Origin of the sequence: Sporosarcina sp. HYO08 (assembly GCF_001563475.1) — a bacterium.
Taxonomy (GTDB): Bacteria; Bacillota; Bacilli; order Bacillales_A; family Planococcaceae; genus Sporosarcina.
In genome coordinates, this window is the sequence record NZ_LPUT01000023.1 from 78,094 (window position 1) to 96,192 (window position 18,099).

Below are 18,099 nucleotides of genomic sequence, written 5' to 3' on the forward strand. Positions count from 1 at the left end.
TTCTACTATTTTTTTCTACATTTTTTACAGACCTGAATAATGATATTTCGTTCATTTTTATATGGATAAAGTAGTTTTATGCCTGTTCTTGCACAAATTGGGCATTCTCCTCTTCCCCTTGCCGGCAATTTGTTTAATAATTTACCCCTGTTTCGTTTCGCCACCTTGTCACCTCTTTAGAAAAATCTTCCGTATTCTTAGTAGATGACAATATCTCTTCATGTGTGAAAACGATATTTCTCAGAAATAACACACATACGTTCTTACACCATTTGAAAAACACCGCTCCGAAATCTTTCGGAGCGGTGTTTTTCTTGTTGGGCAGTAGATCCCTTCATCACGCTGCAAATTCTAAATCATCATTATAATAGATGATTTGCGAAAGGTATTTGGTACCAGTAGCTTTCTCGAAAACCTGTTTTGCCTCGATCTCTGAATCAAACTCATACATTTTTACTGTTTCTTTTGAAATTAGCGTGATGACCCACATTTTATACTGCCTCCTCATTTTTTCTTCTAGTATACAGTCCGTTCGCTGCAATGCTTATTCCTCCGATTAAAATCGCATCCATTAAAGGTCCAATAGAAATGTCGGTCTTTTAATAAGGGATCGATTCTATTGGAGACCTTACATTCGCTGCATTCGGAATATAAAAGCCATTGAACGATTGACTGTATAGTAGAATATATCAATATGGTACAACGAAATAAAATAATGTCAACACAAATATTCAGACTAGCAAAAGTTGTCTAAATTCGACAAAATGGTATATGATTAGTATATCTTAAATGACATTTTCCGCTCTTTTACATCTTACAATACATGTAATGTTCGTAAAGTAGTAAGTCATAATTTGATCATTAGTTTACAAGGGATAAAATTTTATTTCCTTTTACTTTCTGAAAAGCAATCTTCGCTTCTTGCTCCGTTTCATACTCAAACATTTTAATCGCTTTCTCGGCATAAAGTGTAATGATCCACATTTGGGATCCCCCTCCTTAGTTTGTGAAATGTTGAACATTTTCCCTGTCTTTATTATACATAATTAATATGCTCCAATTCGGTTGCATTTTGTCCAAACATTGACAACTTTTTAAACTTCTTTGTCACAAGTACACAAAAAAATCCACGCAACATCGTTTCTTTCATGTTGCGTGGACGCCATCACGCCTTGGCGTAATTGATTTACTATTTATATATCACTCGATTTGTTTGCTGTAATTGCTTCACTGATGCGGCTCCAATTCCAAACATTGCCATCCGTAATTCCAATTCACGTGTCTCCATAACTTCCAGTACTTCTTCAACAGATTGTGTCGCTTCTTTTAAAATAGAACGGCCATATCCTACGAGATCCGCTCCTAGAGCAATAGCTTTCGCACCGTCCAGCCCTGTGTACATGCCGCCGCTTGCAATAATCGGTTGCTTATCAATATGCTCCCGCACGGAAGTCACACATTTGGCAGTTGGGATGCCCCAATCACTAAAAACGTCGGCCGCTTTTCGTTTAATGGAATCCGTAGAACGATATTTCTCCACTTGGCTCCAAGAAGTACCGCCAGCACCAGCGACGTCAATAAAAGAAATCCCAACATCGCATAGTTTTTTCGCAGTCGCTCCGTCAATGCCCCATCCCACTTCTTTCACACCTACTGGAACATCTAGCTCACGGCAAAGCTGTTCGATTTTTTGCAGTAAGTTTTTGAAATTCAGGTCGCCTTCAGGTTGAATCACTTCTTGTAAACTATTTAAATGAAGCACTAAAGCATCCGCTTCTGTTATATCAATAATTTGTTTGCATTTTTCCGCATCGAAGCCGTAATTCAACTGCACGGCGCCAAGATTGGCGATGATCGGTACACTCGGCGCAAGTTTCCGCAATTGGAAAGAAGAGCGATATTCTTCACTCTCGATCAACGCTCTTGTTGAACCGAGGGCGAGTGCCCAACCTCTTTCTTCAGCAGCCAATGCCAAATTTCGGTTAATCGTTTCCGCAAACTCCGCGCCACCCGTCATCGAACTAATTAAAAAAGGAGTTTGACAAGTATAGCCTAAAAAGGAAGTTGACAATTCAATTTCGTTAAAATGGATTTCTGGCAATGCATTATGCATAAAGCCGACATTTTCAAATCCTGTCGTAATCGAATTTCCTGTTACATGCTCATTCAATGTAATTTCAATATGCTCTGACTTTCTTTTATTAATCGCTTCAGTCATCTGTCTGCATCCGCCTCTCCGCTCCTATTTGAGAAACCTTTAAATTTAAAGGATCAATACGTTCTTTTCTCCATTCCTTTTCAAGGGCTTCTGCCTGTGCTTCTCCTTTTACGAAAGCGATACCACAGTCTCCGCCCCCTGCTCCTGACGTTTTTCCGCTTCCAAACCGATCCGCAATTTGGATTAATGTTTTTAATGTCGGTGTTTCGATCGAAACAACCGCGGCATCACTCAATTGCATAAGTGCGACGCGGTTCCCCGCAAGTCCTTTAATCGCCAGGTCAGGGTCGTCTTCTTTGAAACCACGGACGACTTGTTGCACAGCAAGTTTGCTGTTTTCTAGAAATTGCTGAAACAATTCCGGTTGATCATGGCGTAGTTGTTGAATTTTAGCAACCATTGGCGCTGTTCGTGCCACGCTCTGTGTCCATCCAACACAAAGTTTTAACTGTGATGGAGGTGTTATCGATTCAATGAATAAATTCGGCCATTCGCTTCGTAAAATCTGCACAATCGAGGTCTCGTTATTTAACTCCTGAAGCAACCATTCCGCTTGAAACGGCGCATATTGAAGCCAGCCCCCGTAAGCAGACGCAGCAACATCTGCACAAGAACCATTTCCTTGCGTTTTGAAATGAGCAATGGCCGCTAATTTATAAATATCCAGTATGGGAAGTGCAACGCTATAAAATTCGGACAATGATTTGATGATCGTCACAACAACTGCTGCACTCGAGCCTAAGCCGTACTTTTTACCAGATGCATCGTCCAGCTCACTTGTAATCGTTAAGGAAAAGGGACGCGGCTGCACGTCTATTTCTTTTAAATAGTGGTGAAATAGTTGGATTGCACTTTTGAGAAAGGCGAGTTTCGGGCTAGCGCTATTGAATGTGATCTTCCCATCGGTCATTGTCCATGTTACATTTTCTAAGCCTAGCTGCGGCAATGAAAGCATGTAACTCTCGTCACTTTTAATGACTGCTTGCATATAGCGGTCAACGGCAGCGACGATGGCTTGTCCGCCTGGTTCAAGGACTGCGTATTCCCCTGCGATCATTAATTTCCCAGGAACACGCACATGAATGGATGATGTCATAATACTTCGCACCTCCCTTTCTTGATGTTCATAGATTCTAGTTGCGATTGTTATTCGGTGATATAGGTTATCCCTGGTCCCGGATGACAAATGAACACATCTTGGACGGTTGGGATTTTCAACATCGCTTCTTTCACTGCTTGTTCATCTTCCGGCCTGCAAATGACTTTTACATTCGGCCCTGCATCGATCGTAAAATACGCATGAATGCCAGCCTCGCGCAGTGCCTGCACTTCGTACATCACGTCAAATGTGGCACTTTGCCAATACATAAACGGAGGATCGGCGCCTAAAGTTGTCGCATGCATTTTCAGTGCGTTTTTTTCAAGCACTTCGCCGAGTCGTATAAAGTCACGGTCAGCAATAGCTGCCTTCGCAACTTGCAAATCTTGTTCGACAGTTTTTAACCATCCATCGTAAAAAACGGACGTATCGACAGTTCGTTTCATGCCTTCTCGGCTTAAGACTTTTTTCTGTTTGGATTCTAATAAGACAGAAAGAATGCTTAAATCCCACGCATCTTCTTCTAAAATTTGTTTCGCATAGCAATCGGATCCATCTTCTTTCTCGCCTTTTTGCCATTCTACATAGCCGCCGTAAATGGAACGGCAAGCAGATCCGGATCCTTGTCTTGCGATAATTGACAAAGTCTTTTCATCAACATCTAGTCCAATTGCTTTCGTCGCAGCCGCCGCAAGCGCCGCAAAGCCAGACGCAGATGACGCAAAGCCCGCTGCAGTCGGTACTTGGTTGTCGGAATCTACTTTTGCATAAATATCTTTTCCGCCCATTTTCCGAATAATGTCCAACAGACGTGCAATTTTTGCCGTCTCTTCTCCACTTGCAAGCTTTCCATTTAAGAAAAATTGATCGGATGTAAGCGTACGATCAAATACGACTGACGTTGTTGTAAAAAACCGATCGAGCGTAATGGATAAATTGCTATTCGTCGGTAAAAATAATTCTTCGTCCCGTTTGCCCCAATATTTAATGAGGGCAATATTTGTATGGGCACGTGCAGTTGCTTGCATCTTGAAAACACCTTCCTTATGATCTATCCTGTTCTCCAATTCGAACATGCCAAGTTTGAGAAGCGCCGGCTTGTTCTAACGCTTGTTCAAGTTGACTAGCATGTTGCGCACCCTTTGCAAGCGCGATGATGCATCCGCCTCTGCCGCCACCTGTAAGTTTTGCCCCGAGCGCACCAGCTTTTCTTGCAGCTTCTACCAATTGATCGATCATTGTATCGCTGACCCCCAATTGACTTAGCTCATGTTGTGCGAAATCCATGACTTGGCCGAGCTGATTGATATCCCCCGTCGACAAGGCGTCCTTCGCCTCAATCGTCAGCTGACCCAGTTTTTCGATCGATCGACTGACAGACTGCGGATCCAATTTCCGCCTCTCTCCGATTCCTTCAACAGCTGCACGGGTATCCCCAATACGCCCTGTATCCGCGACAATCAAAGAGATTGGCTTTGTCACATGAAAGATATGTGTAGGACGACCTTTTTGAAACCAAATGGGGTGGTCGCTTGAAGCTGCCTCCATGTCGATCCCGCTTGGATTGCCATGTGCATACGTTTCCGCAATATGAACGAGCCTCATTAATTCCTCTTGTGAACAAGGTTGTTCAAAATATGTAAAAAGACCTCTAACGATCGCAATTGCGAGGGCGGCACTTGACCCCAACCCCCGACCGAGCGGAATGGTCGATTGTATGTCTATATAAAGACCAACTGGCTGTGCTGAGAGTGTGTTGAGTGTTTCTTTTATACAATCGGCAATGCCTAACATTGCTGTTGGCATTTCTTCAATTGCACCGCTATAATATGGACTTTCGATCACAACCGTCTTTAATTGCTCATGACGCTCTACTGTTGCCGTTACGCCGACAAGCGAAAATGGCAAAGCAATAGCAGGTTGTCCATAAACAACGGCATGCTCTCCGATTAAGATCAATTTACTATGGGCAGAACCGACTGCCGTTTTAGGGATCTTTTGAGACATTCCCTAATCTCCTTTCAAATCCAGCTCCTTTTTTTCGAAGCATTTCAAGCCTCCAACCTTTCATCATTATAAAGAACTTGCCTACCCTTATCAATTTAGACAACCTCACTTAGGCAGTCTTTCCATATAAAAATGAGGATATCCTTTCACGCTTGCGAATACGATAGAGAAGATGACCTATAAGGAGAGAAGTCGATGCAAATTCATGTTGTACAATCAGGCGAAACATTAACGGCCATCGCCCGGCAGTATGGCGTGACAGTTGGGCAAATTGTGCGGGCCAATCAGCTGGAAAACCCGGATCAGCTTGTCCCGGGTCTGGCGCTCGTCATACCAACGACGATTCCAGCCCCGGATGCGGGTAAGCCGGTGATCGATGTCAATGCTTATACGATTAATACCGGAGAAACAGGTGCGCGAGAGATCCAAGAAGTTGGAAAATACTTAACCTATTGGATGCCTTTTGCCTATAGTATGAAAGATGATGGCAGCCTGACCACGCTTGACGATGCTGTAATGCTGGAAGCGGCGGCGGCGGAACGCATCGTGCCCGTACTCGTTTTGACGAATTTCAGTTCAACGGAAACTGGCACCCAGCTTGCACATAATGTATTATCCAATCCCGAAGTTCAAGAAACGTTAATTACCAATCTATTAAATGTGATGAAAGAAAAAGGTTACCAAGGTGTCAATATTGACTTTGAAAACGTCCTGCCGGCTGACCGTGAAAACTACAATAAGTTTTTGCAGCGGGCAGTCGACCGCATGCATCCGCAAGGCTATTTTGTCTCTTCTGCCCTAGCGCCAAAAACGAGCAGTGAGCAAAAAGGATTATTATATGAGGCCCATGATTACGAAGCACAAGGTAAAATTGTTGATTTTATCGTCTTGATGACTTATGAATGGGGATACCGATTCGGTCCGCCGCAAGCCATTTCACCACTCAACCAAATTAAGCGCGTACTTGACTATGCCGTTACAGTGATCCCAAGAGAGAAACTATTCTTCGGTTTTCAAATTTATGCCCGCGATTGGCGATTGCCGCATGTGCGCGGCCAGGAAGCCGAAACGTTTAGCCAACAAGAAGCGATTCGCCGCGCGCTTGCGCATCAAGCTGCCATCCAATATGATACCACCGCACAATCACCTTTTTTCCGTTATGCAGACGCAGAAGGACGAACGCATGAAGTCTGGTTCGAAGATGCACGCAGTGCGCAAGCAAAATTCGATCTCGTCAAAGCGTATAAACTGCGCGGAATTAGCTATTGGGTACTCGGTTACCCATTTCCACAAAATTGGTTATTACTCGAAGATAATTTCACCATTCAAAAAAGAAAATAATGGGGGCGAATGGGAAAGGGGTGCCTTCTTTGCATTTTTTACATCTTACAACCATTCCAGACAATGGACATCGTCAGGATCCGCCAAATCCTACTCCGCAAGACGATGTATTTCCACCCGTGAATACGAAAAAACTTCATTCATCCGCGGAAAAAATGTTGAGATTAACAAAGGAAGCCAACTTATTAGTGAACAAAATTATTGAGGCACCGAAATTCGCAAATGAATTGATGAATGCCGCCCAATTATCGAATAAAACCAAAGTCCATGACCTAATTCTTTCCGTGGGCATTACAAGTAAAATCAATACGTATTACACACCGACAGGGATTCGAATAGAATTCGATAACTCGGACCAAACGAATAGCTGCTGTCGTTTAAATATGTCGCTGCATTGGTAACGTGCATTTCTGATTAAAACGATTCTTTTTCGTAAACACTAGGAAGGTGAAATCAGTTGAAAGGAGCCTTTCATGTGAAACAACAACAAGAACAAACGCAAAGCCAAACGCAAATAGAACAGCAGTTTCAAACGACGCAAAAGCAAGCGCTGCAAATGATCCAAACAGCTTCTCAGACATTGCAACAATGTAAAACATCTGCGGACTTGCAAACCGTCCAACAAGCACAGCAACAATTACAACAGGCCTCGCAGTTAATTAACCAAATGCAAGGGACTGCCGCGACAAATGCCATACCGCAAATTCAGCAGCAACTAGAACAAGTACGTCAACAAATTGAGCAAGCTGCCCAAACACTTCAACTCGTTCAAACGTTAAATAGCGGCAATCATAGCTTTAAGAAATCGTAAAAAAGATCAACGCCCGATTATTGTGCCGGGCGTTGATCTTTTTTAATCTGCAATATTGTTTTCACTGCTTCTTTAATCTCTTGATACCCTGTACAGCGGCATAAATTTGACTGCATCCACTCTTCAATTGTCTCATCATCCGCATCTGGATAGGTTTCGGATAATGCATAACAATTCATGATAAAACCCGGCGTGCAGTAACCACATTGAATCGCCCAATTTTCAATAAATGCTTTTTGAATCGGAGAGTCTTGCAACCCCTCGATGGTCGTAATGGACTTCCCAACTGCTTCAATTGTTAATGACAAACAAGAATGCATGGGTTTGCCATCTACGACGACTGCACAAGCTCCGCAGTCGCCATTTCCGCAACCTGGCTTCGCACCGGTTAGACCAAGCTGGGACCTTAATGTATCCAATAGGAGGTCTGCGGATCGAATGACGACATCGTGAGACTGTCCATTAATGAGAAGCTTTTTCACTGTTTTATCAGTAGCGTTTGAAACAATCATTGGTTCCCCTCCATCATCTGTAATGTATCAGCTAATGTATTTTTGAACACAAACTCACGATAACCCGCCGATGCATATGAATCATGGAGTATCGGTCCGGGCAGTTTAGATAGCGCTTGTTCGATTCGATCTTGTTCGGGCATCGTTCCATCGCTTAAAATCTTTTCCATTTCAAAGGAGCGGAACGGATATTGGCAGACCCCGCTAAACGCAAATCGAATGTCCTGATCTTTCTTTAATGCCGATACAGTCACGATAGGGTAACCTACTTGAGACATTCGTGTTTTCTTAAGGGTGCTAAAAGGCAGTGTTGTATAGGCGTGATCGACGATAAACTGCACGACAAAGCTTCCTGGCTCTAATGTAATTTCCTGCTTGTAAAGATCCGCCAGTGGAACAATTTCTTCCTTTTCTTTTCTAGCAATTTTTACTTTCGCATCGGCTAGCAAGAAAGGCAGCAGCCCTTCCCGGTAAATTAATCGGCTGTTTACGTTGCCGCCGATTGTAATTTTATTACGCGAAGTATGATCGGCGATTCGCTTAACCGTTTCACCTAAGAGCGGAAAAAGGTTAAAGGTGACCAGTTCATTTAACGAAACGGCCGAACCGATCACGCATTCACTGCCATTTTGTTCAAGTACTGTACATTCTGGAATGCTTTTTAAGTCAATCACGACATCTGCTTTCAGCTGATTCGTACGTGCAAAAGTGATAAATTCCGTGCCGCCTGAATAGTACAGCACTTCTTTTCCCGCATCCGCTGCCATTTGATACGTTGCTACCGCTTCGTAGGCCGTAGAAGGTTTATAATAATCGAAATTGAAAGGAATCATCGCCCACTCTCCTTCTTCGTTTGCCAAATAAGTTCCGGAATGAGCGGCAAGTGATCCAATTCGACATCGGCAGCTCTTGACAGGCTATTGCCGAGTGCGGCTGCGGCCCCAATGACGCCATATTCTCCAATCCCCCGGGCACCGTATGGACCATCTGCAGCAGGTGTCTCCACAAAATCTACAAGATACTCGGTTGGCTGTTCACCGAATCGGATCATTTGGTAGTTCCGGAAATTCGGGTTTTGCGTAATCGCTGATTCATCAAAAACAAATGACTCTGTACTTGCCCAGCTCAAGCCCAAAAACATCCCGCCGCGCATTTGCTGCTCCGCCGCCCGTGGATTTAAAATCGTACCGCCGTCCAGTACCGTTACCGCACGGAGCATTTTATACGTACAATCCCGTTTATTCCATTCAACTTCAATCGCTTGCGCACCGACCGACCACCAAGGACCGACGTCTCCAAAACCCGTCTCTTTATCCATGGGTGTTAAATGTTTTTGAATATACGTGCCAACCCCGACGACTTGTCCGCCGACTGCGTGGCCATTTGGAAATTTATAACCGTAGCTGACATCTTTAAAAGGAATCGCATGCTGCGGATTCGATTTAATATAAACACGGCTGCCACCCACTTCTAAATCTTCTTCCGAACATTGCAAAGCAATTGCCGCCGTTTTTTTCAATTGTCGGATCGCATCTTCCGCCGCAAGCAGCGCCGCCCTGCCCGCTAAAAATGTCGTACTGCTCGCAACCGTCCGCCATTGATGCGGATCGTATTGGGTATTTACTTCCATATTGACGTGGATATCATTGATGTTCATTTGCAATTTTTCAGCGACAATTTGGGCCAGTACCGTTTTTGTTCCTTGACCAAGTTCGATTGCCGCACAGTTTAGATTAAGTGTGCCGTCCGCTTCAAACGTTAACACAACACCCGCTTGTGCATTCGTTGCGGTCGTTGACGTTTTCCAAAACAAACTGATCCCTTTTGAACGAACAATATTTTCATCAACAAGCGTTTCCTTATTTTGATCCCATTCAATTAACTCTTTCGCGCGCTCTATACATTTTGCTGCATCCCCGATATTATGAGCCGTCAAAATGGATTGTGTCGGAGAGGTATGACCTGGTTTAATGGCGTTTTTAAGCCGCAAAACAACTGGATCGATCTTCAACTGCTTCGCGAACTTATCCATCGTCCGCTCAATCCCGAATGTTAGTTCCGGATGGCCGTAGCCTCTAAACGATGTCGCAAACGGATGATTCGTATACATGCAGTATGAATCGCACCAAACGTGCGGAATATGATACGGTCCCGTACAATCAAGCGCCATTGCCCGGGTAATCCCCGCGGCTTGGTCGGTATATGCACCTGCATCGATTAAAAATGTATACTGGCCGGCAAGAATTTCTCCTTCTTTTGTGGCACCGAGCTTAATCGTCATGTCCACCCCGATGTGACACGGAGCCGTAATCATATCTTCTTCGCGTTCATATTGCAGTTTCACCATTTTGCCACCGACTGCTTTTGACGCCAAATAAGCGAGCGGCTCTAACTGAACCGTTCCTTTTCCGCCAAACGCCCCGCCGACAACTGGCACGTGAACGACAACATCACCGACTTCAATATTGAAAAACTGATTCAATACTTTTTTAATCGTGTACGGTGACTGCGTACACGAATGAACGACCACTTTTCCATCCGGATTGATCTCAACAGATGTGCTTCTTGTTTCCATCGCCGCATGATCGGATAAGTTAAATGAATACGTAGCCGAAATCGTTTCCTCACAGGCGGCCCAGGCAGTCGCAAAGTCGCCTTTTCGAATTTTAATATGACTGCCGATATTCGTTCCTGGCACTGGATAGACATTGCTAATAATTTTCGTATAGTTGCCGAGGTCCTCATGAATAATCGGGGCATCGGGTCCAAAGGCTTGCTTGACAGAATTAACGACCGGGAGCGGTTCATATTCTACCTCCACTAAGCTTGCCGCAAGTTTTCCTTGGTGCTCTGAGTCCGCAACGATGATCGCGATCGGTTCGCCGTAATACCGTACTTTTTTAAATGCAAGCGGCGGACGATCCGCTAAGATCGGACCAATATGATAGGGAAACGCATCTCCTAATACGATCGCGCGAACACCAGGCACTTCCCATGCTTTTGTCGTATCGATTGATTTAATCCATGCATGTGCTTCTGTACTCGTGACGAGTTTTGCATGCAGCAAACCCGGGACATGATAATCACCGACATACTTCACTTTTCCAGTCGCTTTTCCAACAACATCGACCCTTTGCTCAGACTTCCCGACTGTTGTTCCGTAATATTTCAATGTGCTCCCCCCTTACCGCGCAACGATAACTAACGTCTCTTTCGTAATTTCATGCGCAGATGCATCCATAATTTTTTCCAATGTCATGCTCACCATTTGTAACTCTTTGTGATTTTCGACGACAAAGATCGGTGCGCCGCCGCCCATAACTTGATCGGGACTCATCGTGATAACCGCTGCAATCGTTGCTTGCTGGTTCAGTTTCACCAACCCCTTTACACAGTGTCATTAACTTTAACCTTGATTTTGGTTTTGTTTTTGGCCTTTTCCTTTATCCGCCTCTTCCGGCAATCGAATGGCGCTATCCAAAACGGGGACTTTTTCCAATACCGCTTTAATTTGCTCGAAATCTTTTTCACGCGGCAGCATATAGACGGCGAGCCGCCCGTCTGCCATATCTCTTTTGGACAAAGGAATGAGTGCAGGTTCCCCGGAATCTAAATAGGCACCTAAAATATTTGTGACATGATGCATAATCGCTTGCCGTTGTCCGATATGAGAAATCGTCACGATGCTATTTTCATTTTTCGGTGTAATAATCGCTCCGACCGCACGCTCTTGAATCGCTTTTCTTGTATCTTCAAGACCGACGTTTTTGATCAAAATATCACCGACAAAAAGAGTAGCTCCTTCAAATCGGATATCGGCTTCCGAGACGTCACAAATGTCGCATAACAGCTTGCCGCGCTTTTTGAACTTGATGAATAGCAATAAAATGATCCCGCCAATAATGCCGAACCATGCAGACTTTACGGCGCATAATGTCGTCAACATCGCGGTAAACATGACCAAATAATTTCGGCTTTCAAATGCTTGCGCGATGCCTTCGATGAACGGTGTTCCTCTTTTTACGAGCTCACTTTGATCGACTTTTTCAAGTGAATCCCTTTCCATTTTTCGAACTTCACGAAATTGCGTCGCTGCAAGCCCTAAAAACGTCACAGCTGTCCAGTCAGAATCTAACACCGCGGGGATTGCGACCGCTCCAATAAAAGCAGCAATAAACCCGAACGATAAATGAATGATGCGGCCTGTCGGATATGTTGGGTATTGTCTAAAATCTGTTTGGAGCAGTAAGAGACGGGCGATAAACCCAAATAGGATGCCCAATATAACGGCAATCAAGGTTTCATCCAACCGTTTTCCCTCCTTTCCATTCCTCGCGAATAGTCCTATTCAATCACTTTATAGAACAGTACATATTTTAACCAAAGAGAGGAAGCTTTATAATGTCAGGTCTAAATTCAATGGGACTTTCACAAACTGGGGATAGTTTCTGAAAGATTGATGAAAATGAGGGAATGTCTATGCAAACGAACCAAAAAATGATCGCATCAATGATTGCTACTGAACAAAAAGTTGTTTTGGCGCAAATTATCCATGTGGAAGGCTCTGCGTATCGCAAAGAAGGCGCATGGATGCTGTTCTTTGCGGATGGGACACGGAAAGGGGTTATTAGCGGCGGATGTCTTGAAAATGATTTAGCAGCGCGGGCAGAGCAGTTATTCGGAACAGGACAGACCGACGTTTTCGATTATGATTTACGATCCGAAGATGATTTGGGCTGGGGTCGCGGGGCTGGCTGTAACGGTGTCATAACGGTTATGCTGCGGGATATCGATGCCGATTTTCGGGATTTTTTATCAGCTACCCAAAAGCAGTTGTACCGAAAAGAACCTGTTTTATGGATTCAAGCTACAAATGAGTCAAAAGATTATGCATGTTTAACAAAAGAAGGTAAATATTACGGAGCATTTGCACATGAGTTGCCTACCGAAATTGACTTCACTGCGCTTTACCAACAATTCGCTGGGCAAAAAATGATTGATGAAAAGCTTTACTATTTTCAAATGATTTGGCCGGATCCTGTCCTTTATATCATTGGCGCCGGAGAAGATGCACGACCTCTTGCCCAATTCGCGACACATGTCGGCTACCAAGTGCAACTGCTCGATTGGCGTCCTACTTTTTGTACAGAAGAACACTTTCCGACTGTCCATGCCCTTCATTTGGGAGACCCCGTAAAAACGATAGACACAATTGCGTTTAGTCAGTTGGATTCAGTTGTCCTAATGACGCATGATTTCGAACGGGATGTCCAACTGCTTAAAGAGTTGCGACAAACGCAACTGTTATATCTCGGTGTATTGGGCTCGCAAAAGCGAACAAAACGCCTACTTGGCGGAAAAATCCCGGATCATATTCATTCGCCAATCGGGCTATCGATCGGCGCGGATGGACCAGAAGAAATTGCGCTCAGTGTCATTGCAGAACTCATCGCAGTAAGAAGGAGGAAAGTCGGATGGAAATCGCAGGTGTCTACTTGGCTGCCGGGAAAAGCAGCCGGATGGGGCGAAATAAGTTAACATTGCCAATCGGTACAAAGTTTTTAGGGAGTATGGCGTTAGAAACAGCCATACATGCCTCATTCACAAAAATCTATTGTATAGTCACTGAATCCGATGATTTAAATTGGATGACTCCTTCCCAACTGGAACACCCAAAATGCGTTATTCTCAGATGCCCCGATGCACATAAAGGGCAATCGGAATCTTTGCGATGCGGTATTTTACAGGCAAAACGGGACGAAATGAGCGCCGCCTTAATCTTATTAGCGGATATGCCTTTCGTCACCGTACAAATGCTTGAGGAAATGATTGCTTGTATGAAAGAACAAAACGATTGTTCCTTCGTCGCGACGTCCATCAAAGAAATGATTACACCGCCCGTTCTGGTTTCCAATACGTTGTTCGATGAGCTGTTAACCATTCATGGTGATATCGGCGCAAGAAGGCTATTGGAAAAGAGGATTCAAAGCGGCAAGTTGATCCCCTGCAAGGATGAGCGGTTTGTTTTTGATATCGATACACCGGAGGATTACGATCATTTCAAAGTAAATAGTTGTCAAGGAAGTGATTCAAACGTATAATAAAATTAAGAATGAATAGAATGAAAAAGGGTCGCCCGATGTTGGAGCATCGAACGACCTATTATAATAGCAGATTCCCTTTAAGGGGGTCAGCATTTCCTAGCAAAATAATCCACCAGGGTCGCTAAACTCAAGGGTGGATTATTTCTTTTTTGACATAATAAACGCTAATGTTTTGTCTTTTCAACATTAACTAACTCTTGCGTGCATCAAGCACACTTCCACGGAGTTTTTTCCCTATTTTTAATAAGAAAATGTTACATTCTTTTCTAGAAGTGTTTTCTCAAGTCTTTTCAATTTTTTGATTGATTCTTCCGATGACCGCTTACCAATTTCAATGACTAATGCGTCTATCAATGCCATTGTCGGGATAACCGAAAATTGTTCTTCACTGACTTCAACTTTCAACACCACAGTCGCACAGGAAATAATGGGACAGGAGATATGGTCTGTTATTAATATAACGTTATTGCCTTGTTCATGAGCAAGCTTAACTGCCTCGATCACTACATTCGTGTACGGTTCAAATGCAAAAACAACTAAAACTTCACTCTTCTCAAATTGCAAAATCTTGTCATAAATGATTTCTGTGTCATTGCTTAGCTGCCTAATATTGGAGTAGAATTCACCGAGTAACTGTTCTAAATATAAGGCAGTTGCTCTGTACGGCCGCGTGCCTAAAATATTGACAAAACTTGATTTCACAATCAAATCAATTGCAGATCCAAAATTCTCTAACAGGTCAGAACCCAATGATTTGTTTAATAAATTTACAGATTCCTTCCAAACCTTTACCAAAGTCTGAACTTCTCCACTTTCCTTTTGAACGTCTGTCAAAGACTTTTTTAATGTCCATTTTGAGGCGACCGGCACTGATTCATCATAAATATCTTTTCGAAGATCATTGAAATTTTCATAACCTAATGCATTAATTGTGCGGATCACAGTTGAAATTCCGACTTTCGCGTTGCTTGCAAGTTCTTTAATGGTCAGCAATCCGATCGACTGGTAATTTTTCAGAATATAATCACATAACTGTCTTTGTTTTTTCGGTAAAGAATCTTTCATTTCAACGATCTTGTTCATTGTTGTTTGATCATCCAAACTCATTTCCCCCCTCACCTTACAGCTATTATATCTCAAATTCGCCCTATTCAAAAAGGACACCTTTTGAATGGCGTCCGTTTGTGGCAGAAATCAATTTGTTCATATTCTACGTTTGGTTCTCCCTAAAATCATTTACATTCATTTTTATTGACCTTTTCCCTGTCACAAGGATTGCTGAATACAAAACCAATACGATCCCTACCATTTGCCATCCTTGCAGCTGCTCCCCAAGAAAAAGAAGTCCTGTGATGACTGCAACGAGGGGTTCGATCGTTGCCAAAATGGAGGCTTTACTCGCTTCTAAATGCTTAAGTCCCGTTGTGTAAAAAATAAAAGCGATAACTGTTGCAACTAACGCTAGCAACACTGCCGATATCCAAACATCTACATATTGAAATTGGCCAATCTTTGTTGTGATATCACTCGTTAGGAGCATGAAAACACTTGTATAAAGAAATGTATATGTTGTAATGGTCAATGCAGAATAGCGTTTCGTTACAGGTTTACTAAAAATACTATATAACGCATAACAAAATCCAGATAGAACGCCCATTAATAAGGTAGTCAATGGAATGCTTTCTTGGCCGGACGGCAGTAGACCTACCACAAATGCACAACCAGTAATCGCAAGAACAAGCGCAATGCCTTTACGAATCGTTAGCGACTCCTTGAAAAAGAGCCAAGATAAAATCGTTACAAACAATGGACCTGTATATAAAAGGGTCACCGCAAGCGATAAGCTCGATCTCGAAAAAACTTCAAAATAAAAAAAATTAAATAAAGCGATACTAAAAATACCCGAACCAGCGAAAAACAGATGATCTTTTAATCTAGTTTGTAACTGATCACGGTAAAATAATACCATTAGTAGAATAAGGATCAGAAAAGTAAAGATCGCCCGGATGGCCACGACGTCCCAAGCTGTGAAGCCGCGGGCATACAACGGCGCGATAAGTAAGCCAATCAGTCCCCAGCATACAGCGCCTGCAATTGTAAAAATATAAAATTTCAGACCCGACAGTCTCCCCATCACACACACCCCCCTATTTAAGAACTAAGAACCGGCCAATCACTTTACGATTAGCCGGATCAAAGGTTACCTCGAAACTTAATAAGTCACTCGTTTAGCATAACATTTTCACTTGATGGAATGTTGCTTTCTTTCAGATTTCCAGCTTTGTTCATAGCACTCGTTTCTGCTAAACTCATATTTTTTGTTTCCGGCGCCATGAAAAGAGAGATTAAAAATCCAAGGAAAAGTAAAGCGCCACAAATATACAGTGAAACAGCCAAACCAAAAGTCCCCAAAATGAACGGAAAGACAAATGTTCCAATGGCGGAAGCGAAACGGGTCACTCCTGTAATGAAGCCCATTGCCGTACCACGAATATGGGTCGGAAAAAGTTCATTTGGATAGATCCATTGATGGGCACCCATCGCAGTATTAAATGTCCCATAGATGATAAAGAGCAATAGGATAAGACTAAATGGTGTATCCAATCCAGAGGTTGCCCCAAGTGCGATTAAAGCGATTCCAGATATTAAGAATGGCCATATGAGTGTAGGTCTTCTGCCATATTTTTCAATTAAATAAAGCGCAGGCAGTAAACCGACAAGATAGACAATGTTAATGATTGCTGATCCAAGATATTCTTTTGAACCATCAGCAAAACCAAATTGTGCAAGAATTTCAGGGATATAAGTTCCTATCCCAAAAGTAGGGATGACTGAAAGCGACCAGAAAACCGAACAGAAAAAACCTACCCTCGAGTTAAAAAATCATTTGGGCAGGTTTTTCCATAAACAATTAAAACTAATTCTTATGTTTTTCATTTTTCCACTATTATAGAGCCATTGTCTGTTTGCAGTTGAACAACAGACTTGCCGTTACCAAATACGATTTCTCTTGTATCTTCCCCATAAATTTTTACGCGTCCATTGTCCGTTCGTGCAGTAATCTTCACGTTCTTCGGCTCTTTTTTCGTCCGGATCTCGATGCGGCCATTATCCGTCTTCAATTGAATTGGTTGATTGAGTAGATCAGCGGTCAGTTGAATTTTTCCGTTATCTGTTTTAGCTTTGATTTCCCCACTGACATTTGTTAACGCAATCTGGCCATTATCTGTTCGTGCATCGGTACGCTGGACATCCATTTCCGTTAATTGAATACGGCCATTGTCAGTTCGCAGCATCAACTGATCACTTTTCATATTTCCTATTTCAATTTGACCATTATCAGTGAGAACTTTAATAGATGCATATTGCTTTTCAGGCACTTGAACCGTTAAACGCAACGATTTTCTAGAAAAGTCCAAGTTAAAAAATGACCAGCCTTTTTCTTTGAAAACGACAACAAGCGTATCGCCTTTTTCCTTTACTTGAAAACGATACTTTCTTCCAAGCTTTTTCTTTCCCGTGTGCGAAACAATTGCCTTGTCTTTTTTCGTTGGAACGATTTCAACCGAAGCATTCGATGTCTTAAGATCGATGTTTGAAAATGAAGGCTTAGTAATTTCTTTTTTACTCGGCCCGCCACTGCTGCCCGTCATCACGTAGACGAGTGCCCACCCCAATAGCAGTCCGATGATTAATAAAGGCAGCCACCTCTTTTGAAATGTCATTTGAACTCCCACCCTTTGAATGATTTCTTACTCTCTATTATAAATAATGGAAATTTAATTTAAATAGACCTGGGATGTGAGTACTGCTCGGACTTTAGACGGAGTAGAACATGAACCATGCTAAATGAGACGAAGATGCTATTCATACCATATTGCGAAAACCCCATTCTCCCGTAAAAATTTCGTTTTCATCATGGGCTTAGGCACCACTTGAGAGAGTGTGCGGGGGTGGATAGTTGTTGAAGAGTAGATGGGTGGCGGGCAATATGTTTATATATGCAC

At 43.0% G+C, this 18,099-nt stretch carries 20 protein-coding genes; 5 read left to right on the plus strand and 15 right to left on the minus strand.

Annotated elements, in window-relative coordinates:
• Window positions 1–337: 337 nt before the first annotated feature.
• The 6 genes from AU377_RS15640 to mvk all read right to left on the minus strand — a co-directional run bounded on the left by AU377_RS15640 (window position 338) and on the right by mvk (window position 5,324).
• On the minus strand, window positions 338–490 hold the full coding sequence (locus tag AU377_RS15640) for a hypothetical protein (RefSeq protein ID WP_172794039.1): 153 nt from the start codon (window positions 488–490) through the stop codon (window positions 338–340).
• 371 nt (window positions 491–861) lie between these two features.
• Window positions 862–984 (minus strand): hypothetical protein, encoded by a 123-nt coding sequence (locus AU377_RS15840; RefSeq protein ID WP_256381696.1) that lies wholly within the window; start codon window positions 982–984, stop codon window positions 862–864.
• 205 nt (window positions 985–1,189) lie between these two features.
• The gene (fni, locus tag AU377_RS07415) at window positions 1,190–2,218 is read right to left on the minus strand and encodes a type 2 isopentenyl-diphosphate Delta-isomerase (RefSeq protein WP_067406358.1); all 1,029 of its coding nucleotides are present in this window, start codon (window positions 2,216–2,218) and stop codon (window positions 1,190–1,192) included.
• Window positions 2,211–3,314: a phosphomevalonate kinase gene (locus tag AU377_RS07420; RefSeq protein WP_067406361.1), complete on the minus strand. Its 1,104-nt coding sequence runs from the start codon at window positions 3,312–3,314 to the stop codon at window positions 2,211–2,213. The genes fni and AU377_RS07420 overlap by 8 nt, the downstream gene beginning before the upstream one ends.
• A gap of 50 nt (window positions 3,315–3,364) precedes the next feature.
• Complete coding sequence (mvaD, locus tag AU377_RS07425) at window positions 3,365–4,345, minus strand: diphosphomevalonate decarboxylase (RefSeq protein WP_067406364.1); 981 nt, start codon at window positions 4,343–4,345, stop codon at window positions 3,365–3,367.
• Between the two features lie 16 nt (window positions 4,346–4,361).
• The gene (gene mvk, locus AU377_RS07430) at window positions 4,362–5,324 is read right to left on the minus strand and encodes a mevalonate kinase (RefSeq protein WP_067406367.1); all 963 of its coding nucleotides are present in this window, start codon (window positions 5,322–5,324) and stop codon (window positions 4,362–4,364) included.
• Window positions 5,325–5,519: 195 nt separating this feature from the next.
• Between mvk and AU377_RS07435 the strand changes: the two genes are divergently transcribed.
• From AU377_RS07435 to AU377_RS07445, 3 genes are all read left to right on the plus strand, one after another.
• A complete protein-coding gene (locus tag AU377_RS07435) occupies window positions 5,520–6,665 on the plus strand; it encodes a glycosyl hydrolase family 18 protein (RefSeq protein ID WP_067406370.1) in 1,146 nt (381 codons plus the stop codon).
• A gap of 29 nt (window positions 6,666–6,694) precedes the next feature.
• Window positions 6,695–7,066, plus strand: a complete 372-nt coding sequence (locus tag AU377_RS07440; RefSeq protein ID WP_067406373.1) for a hypothetical protein — start codon at window positions 6,695–6,697, stop codon at window positions 7,064–7,066.
• 74 nt (window positions 7,067–7,140) lie between these two features.
• Window positions 7,141–7,476, plus strand: a complete 336-nt coding sequence (locus AU377_RS07445) for a hypothetical protein (protein ID WP_253724417.1) — start codon at window positions 7,141–7,143, stop codon at window positions 7,474–7,476.
• A gap of 17 nt (window positions 7,477–7,493) precedes the next feature.
• Here AU377_RS07445 and AU377_RS07450 read toward each other — a convergent pair whose 3' ends face one another.
• Genes AU377_RS07450 through AU377_RS07470 form a run of 5 tightly spaced genes read right to left on the minus strand, consistent with a single transcriptional unit; the run spans window position 7,494 to window position 12,297 of the window.
• Entirely contained in the window at window positions 7,494–7,988 is a 495-nt protein-coding gene (locus tag AU377_RS07450; protein ID WP_067406379.1) for a (2Fe-2S)-binding protein, read from the minus strand.
• The gene (locus AU377_RS07455) at window positions 7,985–8,821 is read right to left on the minus strand and encodes a xanthine dehydrogenase family protein subunit M (RefSeq protein ID WP_067406382.1); all 837 of its coding nucleotides are present in this window, start codon (window positions 8,819–8,821) and stop codon (window positions 7,985–7,987) included. Before AU377_RS07455 ends, AU377_RS07450 begins: the two co-directional genes overlap by 4 nt.
• Window positions 8,818–11,160, minus strand: coding sequence for a xanthine dehydrogenase family protein molybdopterin-binding subunit (locus AU377_RS07460; RefSeq protein WP_067406384.1), 2,343 nt, complete (start codon window positions 11,158–11,160; stop codon window positions 8,818–8,820). Before AU377_RS07460 ends, AU377_RS07455 begins: the two co-directional genes overlap by 4 nt.
• A 12-nt stretch (window positions 11,161–11,172) precedes the next feature.
• The gene (locus AU377_RS07465) at window positions 11,173–11,367 is read right to left on the minus strand and encodes a hypothetical protein (RefSeq protein ID WP_067406387.1); all 195 of its coding nucleotides are present in this window, start codon (window positions 11,365–11,367) and stop codon (window positions 11,173–11,175) included.
• 27 nt (window positions 11,368–11,394) lie between these two features.
• Window positions 11,395–12,297 carry a YIEGIA family protein gene (locus tag AU377_RS07470; protein ID WP_067406390.1) on the minus strand — a complete coding sequence of 301 codons (903 nt, stop codon included), beginning with the start codon at window positions 12,295–12,297 and terminating at the stop codon, window positions 11,395–11,397.
• 170 nt (window positions 12,298–12,467) lie between these two features.
• Between AU377_RS07470 and AU377_RS07475 the strand changes: the two genes are divergently transcribed.
• On the plus strand, window positions 12,468–13,526 hold the full coding sequence (locus tag AU377_RS07475) for an XdhC family protein (RefSeq protein ID WP_067406393.1): 1,059 nt from the start codon (window positions 12,468–12,470) through the stop codon (window positions 13,524–13,526).
• Entirely contained in the window at window positions 13,463–14,089 is a 627-nt protein-coding gene (locus tag AU377_RS07480) for an NTP transferase domain-containing protein (RefSeq protein ID WP_067406396.1), read from the plus strand. The genes AU377_RS07475 and AU377_RS07480 overlap by 64 nt, the downstream gene beginning before the upstream one ends.
• A 243-nt stretch (window positions 14,090–14,332) precedes the next feature.
• Here the strand turns inward: AU377_RS07480 and AU377_RS07485 are convergent, their stop codons facing one another.
• From AU377_RS07485 to AU377_RS07500, 4 genes are all read right to left on the minus strand, one after another.
• On the minus strand, window positions 14,333–15,199 hold the full coding sequence (locus tag AU377_RS07485; protein WP_067406399.1) for a MurR/RpiR family transcriptional regulator: 867 nt from the start codon (window positions 15,197–15,199) through the stop codon (window positions 14,333–14,335).
• A 103-nt stretch (window positions 15,200–15,302) separates the two neighbouring features.
• Complete coding sequence (locus AU377_RS07490) at window positions 15,303–16,226, minus strand: DMT family transporter (RefSeq protein ID WP_067406402.1); 924 nt, start codon at window positions 16,224–16,226, stop codon at window positions 15,303–15,305.
• 86 nt (window positions 16,227–16,312) lie between these two features.
• Window positions 16,313–16,921, minus strand: coding sequence for an MFS transporter (locus AU377_RS15280; protein WP_156450406.1), 609 nt, complete (start codon window positions 16,919–16,921; stop codon window positions 16,313–16,315).
• 104 nt (window positions 16,922–17,025) lie between these two features.
• Window positions 17,026–17,817 carry a DUF4097 family beta strand repeat-containing protein gene (locus AU377_RS07500; RefSeq protein ID WP_067406408.1) on the minus strand — a complete coding sequence of 264 codons (792 nt, stop codon included), beginning with the start codon at window positions 17,815–17,817 and terminating at the stop codon, window positions 17,026–17,028.
• Window positions 17,818–18,099 lie beyond the last annotated feature (282 nt).

Bases quoted from the DNA above. Each gene is read 5' to 3' on its own strand.
- AU377_RS15640 (WP_172794039.1), bottom strand. From the start codon at position 490: ATGTGGGTCATCACGCTAATTTCAAAAGAAACAGTAAAAATGTATGAG.
- AU377_RS15840 (WP_256381696.1), bottom strand. From the start codon at position 984: ATGTGGATCATTACACTTTATGCCGAGAAAGCGATTAAAATGTTTGAG.
- fni (WP_067406358.1), bottom strand. From the start codon at position 2,218: ATGACTGAAGCGATTAATAAAAGAAAGTCAGAGCATATTGAAATTACA.
- AU377_RS07420 (WP_067406361.1), bottom strand. From the start codon at position 3,314: ATGACATCATCCATTCATGTGCGTGTTCCTGGGAAATTAATGATCGCA.
- mvaD (WP_067406364.1), bottom strand. From the start codon at position 4,345: ATGCAAGCAACTGCACGTGCCCATACAAATATTGCCCTCATTAAATAT.
- mvk (WP_067406367.1), bottom strand. From the start codon at position 5,324: ATGTCTCAAAAGATCCCTAAAACGGCAGTCGGTTCTGCCCATAGTAAA.
- AU377_RS07435 (WP_067406370.1), top strand. From the start codon at position 5,520: ATGCAAATTCATGTTGTACAATCAGGCGAAACATTAACGGCCATCGCC.
- AU377_RS07450 (WP_067406379.1), bottom strand. From the start codon at position 7,988: ATGATTGTTTCAAACGCTACTGATAAAACAGTGAAAAAGCTTCTCATT.
- AU377_RS07455 (WP_067406382.1), bottom strand. From the start codon at position 8,821: ATGATTCCTTTCAATTTCGATTATTATAAACCTTCTACGGCCTACGAA.
- AU377_RS07475 (WP_067406393.1), top strand. From the start codon at position 12,468: ATGCAAACGAACCAAAAAATGATCGCATCAATGATTGCTACTGAACAA.
- AU377_RS07480 (WP_067406396.1), top strand. From the start codon at position 13,463: ATGGAAATCGCAGGTGTCTACTTGGCTGCCGGGAAAAGCAGCCGGATG.
- AU377_RS07485 (WP_067406399.1), bottom strand. From the start codon at position 15,199: ATGAGTTTGGATGATCAAACAACAATGAACAAGATCGTTGAAATGAAA.
- AU377_RS07490 (WP_067406402.1), bottom strand. From the start codon at position 16,226: ATGGGGAGACTGTCGGGTCTGAAATTTTATATTTTTACAATTGCAGGC.
- AU377_RS07500 (WP_067406408.1), bottom strand. From the start codon at position 17,817: ATGACATTTCAAAAGAGGTGGCTGCCTTTATTAATCATCGGACTGCTA.